Genomic DNA, 2,477 nt, shown 5'->3' with positions numbered 1-2,477 from the left:
GTGGAGGGTTCGAAACGCGCAAGTTATTTCATTTCGACTCCTATAGCCATATAGTCCCGGCCGAGTCCTATAGCCCTGACCGGCCCGTGCCACCGTCGCGGGCCATCTCGGGCAGCTGCCATAGCGTCGGCGGGATGCACGCGGGGAACCGTCGGGCCGTGCGTGGGGGCCACGCGCGCGAGGCCGGGGGCGGATCCCCCGGGTGCCCTCACGTGCGGCTGGAATCTCCGGTGACCAGGTAGAGCACCCGGCGGGCGACCGAGACCGCATGGTCGGCGTACCGCTCGTAGTAGCGGCCGCAGAGAGTGATGTCGATCGCCGCCTCCATCCCGTGCGGCCAGGGCTTCTCGATCAGTATGTGGAACAGGGCGCGGTGCAGCCCGTCCATCGCATCGTCGTCGGCCTCCAACTGCTTGGCGAGGTCGGTGTCCCGGCTGGCGATCACCGATCCGGCCTTCGCGACGATGCGCTGCGCGACCTGCCCCATCTCCAGAATGGTCGCACGAAGCTCCGGCGGGATCGCCCGGCCCGGATAGCGCCGACGGGCGACCTTCGCCACGTGCAGGGCGAGGTCGCCCATCCGCTCCAGGTCGGCGACGATCCGCAGCGTGGCCACCATCATCCTCAGATCGGTGGCGACCGGGGCCTGGCGGGCCATCACGTCGAAGGCCCGCTCCTCGATCTCGTTGCGCAGCAGGTCGACCGTCTCGTCTCCGCTGATGACGTTTTCGGCGAGTTGGAGATCGGCGTCGAGGAGAGCGGTGGTGGCCCGGGCCATGGCCGAGGCGACCAGGTTGGTCATCTCGATCAGGGACTGGTTGATGCTATCGAGCTCGTCGGTGAAGGCGTCCCGCACGGACGGCTCCTTCTCATTCGGTGGCGGATCGAGGGGTCAGAGATCCTGAGGGATTGACTTGATCATGATGGTCCTGGGTACTTGCGTCGCTCCGGCTCTGACGATGATGCGGACCTCTCGCTCTCTGGTGAACTTTGGCGATGGGTCTGATGAACAGCTAGCGACGATCGGCGGTGGAGGCTTGCAGAGCAATACCTAGGTGGCATGCGGACACCTAGCATGCGGCGAGTGGGTGACAGGTCGGCGGATGCCATGACAACCGGTACACACCGCATCCGCAGCTCGTGCAGCTCGTGCAGGTCGGCAGGCCGTGCAGGGTGAGTGGACGATGGTGGACGATGACAGCAGTGCCTGGAACAGCCGGTTCGACGACTGACTCGACGACTGACCTGACGACTGGTTCGGCGTCCGGCGGGGACACCGGCGGCATGACGTTGCCGGCGAAGCTCGTGCGTCGGGTGATCGCCGGCCTGCCGACCGGTCTGCTCGTCCTCGACACCGCGGACCGGGTGGTCCTGGTGAACACGGTCGCGCGACGCATGGGTGTGGTCGCCGCCGACGAGATCGCGGTGGCGGAGCTGGCCGATCTCGTCCGGGCCACCCGGCTCGCGGGCAGTGACCAGGAGCGGCAGCTCGAGCTGCCGCCCGTCCCCGAGCCCCCCCTCACCCGTCCCCGACCGGACCAGGAGGGGCTGGCGGTGCGTGCCCGGGCCCGGCTGCTGGACTCGTCCGGTCATGTCGCCGTCATCGTGGATGACATCACCGAGTCGCGTCGGGTCGAGGCCGTCCGTCGGGACTTCGTGGCGAACATCAGCCACGAGCTCAAGACACCGGTCGGTGCGTTGCACGTCCTTGCCGAAGCGGTCGCCGCGGCCTGCGAGGACCCGGTGGCAGTCCGCCGGTTCGCCTCCCGGATGACTCACGAATCGGCCCGGCTCGCCCGTCTGGTTCAGGAGATCATCGATCTCTCCCGGCTGCAGGGCGCCGATCCGCTGCCCAACCTGCGGCCGATGCGGGCGTCCGCGGTGCTCACCGAGGCGGTCGACCGTACCCGGCTGGCAGCGCAGGCCCAGGCGATCTCGGTTGTGGTGATCGGCGACGATGACCTGCCGGTGTGCGGGGACGAGGGCCAGCTCGTGACCGCCGTCGCGAACCTGCTCGACAATGCGATCAGCTACTCGCCGCGTGGCACCCGGGTCGTGCTCGGGGTCCGGCGCAGCGGTGGGAGCGTGGAGATCTCCGTCGCCGACGAGGGCATCGGGATCGCGGAGAAGGACCTGGAACGGGTCTTCGAACGTTTCTATCGGGCGGATCCGGCGCGATCCCGCGCGACCGGTGGGACCGGCCTGGGGCTCGCCATCGTCAAGCACATCGCGACCAATCACGGCGGCGTGGTCTCCGTGTGGAGCGCCGAGGGCGCGGGTTCCACCTTCACGCTCCGGCTGCCGCTGTTCACCGGCGACGATGACGATGCGATGACGGACGGCCCGGACGAAACCCGCGAGGATGACGGGGTGGATGGCTTCGACGTCGTCGGGGTCGGTGCCGACGCCCGCGGTCGGGGCGATGGTGAACATCATGGCGATGATGAACTCGGTGGCGGTTCGTGAACGGTGAACGG

Annotated in this window: 2 protein-coding genes; one reads left to right on the top strand and one right to left on the bottom strand. The window is 68.3% G+C overall.

All coding sequences use genetic code 11. The annotated features are described in order from the left end of the window. Positions 1–208: 208 nt before the first annotated feature. Positions 209–856 (bottom strand): phosphate signaling complex protein PhoU, encoded by a 648-nt coding sequence (gene phoU / locus ACY45C_RS13480; protein WP_462187953.1) that lies wholly within the window; start codon positions 854–856, stop codon positions 209–211. 338 nt (positions 857–1,194) lie between these two features. On the opposite strand from phoU, the gene ACY45C_RS13475 reads away from it, so the two are divergent. Next, on the top strand, positions 1,195–2,466 hold the full coding sequence (locus ACY45C_RS13475) for a sensor histidine kinase (protein ID WP_462187952.1): 1,272 nt from the start codon (positions 1,195–1,197) through the stop codon (positions 2,464–2,466). Positions 2,467–2,477: the final 11 nt, after the last annotated feature.

It is taken from the genome of Frankia sp. CcWB2, assembly GCF_977927585.1.
This window is presented reverse-complemented; position numbering and strand designations above follow the sequence as displayed.

Bases quoted from the DNA above. Each gene is read 5' to 3' on its own strand.
- ACY45C_RS13475 (WP_462187952.1), top strand. From the start codon at position 1,195: ATGACAGCAGTGCCTGGAACAGCCGGTTCGACGACTGACTCGACGACT.